Below are 1,041 nucleotides of genomic sequence, written 5' to 3' on the forward strand. Positions count from 1 at the left end.
TATTAATGATAAGCTTCTTGCAAATGTAGAGAAATTAAGTAAGTTAGAAGAAGATTTTGGCAAGTTGTTTAATAAAGATTATGTAGAAGAATTGGATTCCCGCATAAATAGTATTAATAGCAAATTAGAAGAAGAGATATCTAATATAAGAAACAGTTTAGATAATGATATATCCTCAGTACGCAGTCAATATAAAGAGTTGAGTGTAGATTTTGAGGAAGCTTTAGATTTAGTWAAGAAAAGTATTTTAGAYAGAGATGAAGTAATAGATTTACAGAGCAAAGARAAAGATGAATTAATCTCTCAATTGGAAAGTCTTAGAGATGATTATTTATCATTAAAAGGCGATGTATCATCAGTTAGTGATAATAATGAGTTATATAGTTTATTTGAAGAAGAGAGAGAGAARTTAGAAAGAGGGTTTGAAGAGTTTAGCAGCGAGTTATTAAAYAGRCTAAATGATACAGACAGCGAYATAAACTATATAAAAGATATGTTATCAAGYGACAAGAATCTTTTATTAGAAGAATTAGATGCCCTTCGCTTAGAGGTAGAGAATGTTCATAATGATGAAAGATTAAATGAGTTATTAGATTATAAGTTATCATTAGAAGATTCTTTCAATGGTATAAGAGAAGAGTTATCTAAGTTTGATGAATTAGAAAGCAGTTTAAATGAATTAAGAGGCAGTGTATCAGAATTRGAAGGTTCATTTAATAATTCTTTAGAAGAGTTAAAAGATAATGTAGGCAGACAATTAGAAGGATACAATGTTAATTTAAATAATTTAAACTCAGATATAAATAGATTATCAAACAGYRTAGAAGATATAACATCAAAYAATGAAAATATATCTRCTAATCTAGATACAATATCATCTAACTTTGAAGTATTGAATAACAATTTTGAAAGTGTTAATGGYAATGTAAATGATTTTRATAATAGATTAAGCAGTTTCAAAGAAGATRTTGATAAAGCTATTAACAAATCATTAGAGTTAGAAAATAGTATTTCAAATTACAGAAAAGATTTAGAAGATAA

Annotated in this window: 1 protein-coding gene; it reads left to right on the forward strand. The window is 26.1% G+C overall.

Translation table 11 applies throughout. The annotated features are described in order from the left end of the window. The coding region (locus GQX97_RS12375; protein ID WP_157152223.1) for a hypothetical protein at nt 1-1,041 on the forward strand (1,041 nt) is incomplete at both ends.

The organism is Brachyspira sp. SAP_772, assembly GCF_009755885.1.
In the GTDB taxonomy this organism is placed as follows: Bacteria; Spirochaetota; Brachyspiria; order Brachyspirales; family Brachyspiraceae; genus Brachyspira.